We start from the raw sequence: 4,553 nt of genomic DNA, 5'->3' as shown, positions 1-4,553 counted from the left end.
CGTCACGTAGATGCCGCGGCCGCGCACGATGGTCAGCGGACCGGTGGCCTCGTGCTTCTTGAAGTTGGTGTGGTACATGAACAATGCGCTGGGCCGGCCGCAGAAGAAGAAGATCGTCTCCCGCATCAAGGGCTATCACGGCATCACCGTGGCGGCGGGCAGCCTGACCGGCCTGCCCAACAACCACCGCTCCTTCGACCTGCCGATCGCCGGCATCGTACATACCGGCTGCCCGCACTACTACCGCTTCGGCGCGGCCGGCGAGAGCGAGGAGCAGTTCGCCACGCGCTGCGCCGAGGAACTCGAGGCGCTGATCATCAAGGAAGGTGGCGCCGACCAGGTGGCGGCGATGATCTGCGAGCCGGTCATGGGCGCCGGCGGCGTGATCGTGCCGCCCAAGGGCTACTACGAGAAGATCCAGGCCGTCTGCAGGAAGTACGACATGCTGTTCGTCGCCGACGAGGTGATCTGCGGCTTCGGGCGCACCGGCAATGTCTGGGGCTGCCAGACGATGGGCATCAAGCCCGACATCCTGACCTGCGCCAAGGCGCTGTCGGCCTCGTTCCTGCCGATCTCGGCAGTGATGATCAACGACAAGGTCTATCAGGCGCTGATGATGGAGAGCGACAAGATCGGCACCTGGGGCCACGGCTTCACCTACTCCGGCCATCCCGTCGCCGCCGCCGTCGCCCTCGAAGCACAGAAGATCTACGACGAGATCGACCTGTTCGGGCACGCCAAGCGCATGACCCCGATCTTCCAGAAGCACATCCAGTCGTTCGCCGACCATCCGTTGATCGGCGAGGCGATGAGCGTGGGCATGGTCGGCGCCCTCGAGGTTGTCGCCGACAAGAAGACCAAGGCGGCCTTCGAGATCGGTGCGGTCGGCGCGGCCGGCACCAAGGTCGCCAACAACGCACAGGCACTCGGCCTGTTCGTGCGCAACATGGGCGACCGCGTCGCCGTCTGCCCGCCGCTGATCATCAACGAGGCCGAACTCGCCGACCTGTTCGGGCGGCTGCGCCAGTCGCTCGATGCGGCGATGGCCGAGCTCAAGTCGGAAGGCCACTTCAAGGGATAAAGTGGGCGGAAGCACACCGACCGGGGGGAATCGTTCGGTGCACTTCCACCCGTCCCGGCAAGCTGAGACGGCGCCGGGGGAGACGCCGCGTCAGCGTCCGGACTGCTGGCGCAGGTAGGCGATGATGTCGGCACGATCTTCGGCGGTCGCGACCCGGAAGTTCATCCGCTGGCCCGGGATCAGCGCCTGCGGATTGGTGAGCCACGCATCCAGGGTCTTGTCGTCCCAGACCACGCCTGAATTCTTCACCGCGGGCGAGTAACTGAAGCCCGGCGCCGTGCCGGCCTTGCGACCGAACACGCCGCGATGTGCCGGACCGACGCGGTTGGCGTCGAGCGAATGGCATCCGCCGCAGCGCGACTCGTAGAGTTCCTGGCCGTGCGCGGCGTCGGCTGCATGAGCCGGGACCGTCACGCCGAGAACGAGGGCCGCGAGTACCGCGGATGCCAGTGCCTTCACGATCACGCTCCGAAGCTGAGCGCCTTGGCCGGCAGCGGATCCTTCAAGGCCTGCGACAGTACCGTCCAGTGCATCACCTCGTCGGCGGCGAGGCGCGCCGAGACCTGGGCCAGCGCCCTATCGCCGAACGACGGGATGACGCCGATGTAGGCGTTGGCCGCGCCCTTCTCGAGCCGCTGCGCGAGGCGCAGCACGTCGGCCTGGCTCTTCAGCGACGCGGCATTGAGCGCCTGGCCGACCTCGGCATCGCTCTTGGCCGCAACCGGCGCACCGCCCAGCTTGCGGATGGTGGCGATCAACGCGTCGCGATGTTCCTTGTGGTGGGTCTGGAACATGACGGCGATCTCCAGGACGGGCTTCTGCAGCAGGCCGCTCATGGCGCCGAGCTGATAGGCGCTGATCGCCTCGTACTCGAGCGCGAGCGCGGTGTTCAGGATGCCGACGTCGCCGGCGGCGTTGCTGGTCTGGGCGACGGCCATCTTCTCGCAGCCGGCAAGAAGTGCCACGGCCGACGCGGACAGGACGGTGGCACCGGACGCGCGCAGGATGCCGCGGCGACGGAAGTCAATGGACTGAGTCACGTTAGAGTCTCCTCGTTTGCTTTCGGAGGGAGCGGATCGCGCCTTCCGTGCGAGACCTACGCGGCGCCGGCTCGCGCCGGATCGTTCACCCTCCGTCACGCCTCGGTGAGAGGATCGCGATCACTTTATGCGATTGAGAACCACTCTAATCTGAAGCTTCACGCGTTCGTGTTTGCGATTCCTCAAGGCGTCGGGGTGAACCGCGACCAAAATGCGCCTATCGCAGACGGGCCTTCCGACTAAGATCGGCGGCGCGGGGAGACATCGGGACAATGGATTACGAGGCATTCTTCGCCGGCCACCTGCGCCGCCTGCACGACGAGGGCCGCTATCGCGTGTTCGCCGAGCTGGAGCGGATCGCGGGCGCTTTTCCACGCGCGCGGCTCCACCGTGACGGCCAGGCGCCGCGCGATGTCACTGTGTGGTGCAGCAACGACTATCTCGCCATGGGCCAGCATCCGGCCGTGATCGAGGCCATGCAGGCCGCGATCGGCGCCCAGGGCTCGGGCGCGGGCGGCACCCGCAATATCTCGGGCACCAACACGCTGCACGCAGCTCTCGAGCGCGAGCTGGCCCAGCTTCATGAGAAGGACGCCGCCCTCGTCTTCACCTCGGGCTATGTCGCCAACGAGACCACGCTGCAGACGCTGGGCGCCCTGCTGCCGGGCTGCGAACTCTATTCCGACGCGTTCAACCACGCCTCGATGATCGCCGGCATCCGCCACTCGGGCGCCGTGCGCAAGATCTTCCGCCACAACGACGTGGGCCACCTCGAGGAACTGCTGGCCGCGGCCGATCCCAAGACGCCCAAGATCGTGGCCTTCGAATCAGTCTACTCGATGGATGGCGACATCTCGCCGATCGGCGCGTTGTGCGACGTGGCCCACCGTTATGGCGCCCTCACCTACCTCGACGAAGTCCACGCCGTCGGCATGTACGGCGCGCGCGGTGCGGGCGTGGCGGAGCGCGACGGCGTGCTGGCAGAAGTCGACATCGTGCAGGGCACGCTCGCCAAGGCGTTCGGTGTCGTCGGCGGCTATATCGCCGCTTCCGCCGCGACGGTCGATTTCGTCCGTTCCTGCGGTTCGGGCTTCATCTTCACCACCTCGCTGCCGCCCGCCATCGCCGCCGCGGCGCTCGCCAGCGTGCGCCACGTCAGCGCCCATCCCGAGTTGCGTGTGCGCCACCAGGAACGTGCCGCGACGCTGAAGCGCCGCCTGGCGGCAGCCGGCCTGCCGGTCATGCCTTCGACCACGCATATCGTGCCGGTGTCGGTGGACGATGCCGCGCTCTGCAAGCAGGCGAGCGACCTGTTGCTCGATCGCCATTCGATTTACGTCCAGCCGATCAACTATCCCACCGTGCCGCGCGGCACCGAGCGCCTGAGACTCACGCCCACGCCGCTGCACAGCGACGAGGACATGACCCGCCTGGTGGCGGCGCTGCAGGACGTCTGGCAGGTGCTGGGCCTCGGCCGCCGCGCCGCCGCCGAGTAGGGCGGCCTCGCCTCGGTCGACAGCAGATCGTCGCTTTTGCCGACGCCCGCGTGTCGAAGAATGCGAGCCGTGTCGGGAATTTCCTCATGCCACCGCCACCTGCCGACGGGCGCGAGCCCGCTTCCTTCAGGTTGCCTCGCGGCAAGCTTCGCCAACTTCGAACGCCAATTCGCCGTCGTGACTCATGGCCGCGACGTTGCCATCCCGGCCATGCAAGGACCATTGAGAGTCGTCGTCTTCGGCCGGCGGCCAGACTTCGAGCTTGCCACCCAAATCGAAAACGAGGCTCAGGTGCCGGCTGTCCTCGGCAGTATCGACGGCGATGAGGCGCTGACCTTCGAGATTGGACAGGCAATCCTCCTTCACGGAATGCTGGACGATCTCATCGTCGCTGTGCAGCCATTCGTCTTCCACGGCGACCTTCCAATCGCCTTGAATGAACAGATGCCAGTCGCCACAGACGTGCACCCGGCGCATTCTCGACCTGCGCTGGAGCCGCACCGACGTCTGCAAGGTATGGCCCCGAGGCTCGCGTGCCAGCAGATGCGACTTGCCGAATTCCATCGTCAGGTAGCAGGCCGAAGCAGAGCGAGGAACCTCGCCGCCGCTTCGCGCACCTCGATCCAACCGGGATGGTCGATCACTTCCTGCCACGGCAATTCGGGACCGCCGATACTGTCGAAGTGCTCCATGCTGTCGATGAACGTCTTTCCTGCCGCTTTCTGCGCTTCGTCGAGACCGAGCTCAGGGCGCGCATACTCGCCGAGGAAGGCATCGCTGAATACTTCATTGTAGATTTCGGTCGGCGTGGAAATATACCTGCTCTTCCCGGACCATGCGTCTCGCAGAAAATCTTGATCGGCAATCGAGCCAAGGATTTCGTAGGCGTCGTTCAGCCAGATCTTCTTGTCGAGTGCCATTTTTTTACCTCCAGAA

6 protein-coding genes are annotated in these 4,553 nt (G+C 65.9%); 2 read left to right on the top strand and 4 right to left on the bottom strand.

Translation table 11 applies throughout. The features are described 5' to 3' along the window. The first annotated feature begins 10 nt into the window (after positions 1-10). Positions 11-1,081: an aminotransferase class III-fold pyridoxal phosphate-dependent enzyme gene (locus EPO55_RS00420; RefSeq protein ID WP_363718183.1), complete on the top strand. Its 1,071-nt coding sequence runs from the start codon at positions 11-13 to the stop codon at positions 1,079-1,081. Between the two features lie 90 nt (positions 1,082-1,171). Here the strand turns inward: EPO55_RS00420 and EPO55_RS00415 are convergent, their stop codons facing one another. Together EPO55_RS00415 and EPO55_RS00410 are read right to left on the bottom strand one after the other, a co-directional pair. Then, positions 1,172-1,540 (bottom strand): c-type cytochrome, encoded by a 369-nt coding sequence (locus EPO55_RS00415; RefSeq protein WP_296334399.1) that lies wholly within the window; start codon positions 1,538-1,540, stop codon positions 1,172-1,174. A 2-nt stretch (positions 1,541-1,542) separates the two neighbouring features. Then, on the bottom strand, positions 1,543-2,121 hold the full coding sequence (locus EPO55_RS00410; protein ID WP_296334398.1) for a ferritin-like domain-containing protein: 579 nt from the start codon (positions 2,119-2,121) through the stop codon (positions 1,543-1,545). Positions 2,122-2,393: 272 nt separating this feature from the next. Here EPO55_RS00410 and hemA point away from each other — a divergent pair, with 272 nt between their 5' ends. Then, positions 2,394-3,617, top strand: coding sequence for a 5-aminolevulinate synthase (gene hemA / locus EPO55_RS00405; RefSeq protein WP_296334397.1), 1,224 nt, complete (start codon positions 2,394-2,396; stop codon positions 3,615-3,617). 126 nt (positions 3,618-3,743) lie between these two features. On the opposite strand, the gene EPO55_RS00400 is transcribed toward hemA, so the two are convergent. Next, positions 3,744-4,181 carry a hypothetical protein gene (locus EPO55_RS00400; protein WP_296334396.1) on the bottom strand — a complete coding sequence of 146 codons (438 nt, stop codon included), beginning with the start codon at positions 4,179-4,181 and terminating at the stop codon, positions 3,744-3,746. A gap of 2 nt (positions 4,182-4,183) precedes the next feature. After that, a partial coding sequence (locus EPO55_RS00395) for a hypothetical protein (protein WP_296334395.1) occupies positions 4,184-4,553 on the bottom strand: 370 nt, incomplete at its 5' end.

It is taken from the genome of Reyranella sp., assembly GCF_004296935.1.
GTDB lineage: Bacteria > Pseudomonadota > Alphaproteobacteria > Reyranellales > Reyranellaceae > Reyranella.
The sequence above is the reverse complement of the archived record's forward strand: the minus strand, read 5'-3'. Positions and strand labels throughout refer to the sequence as shown.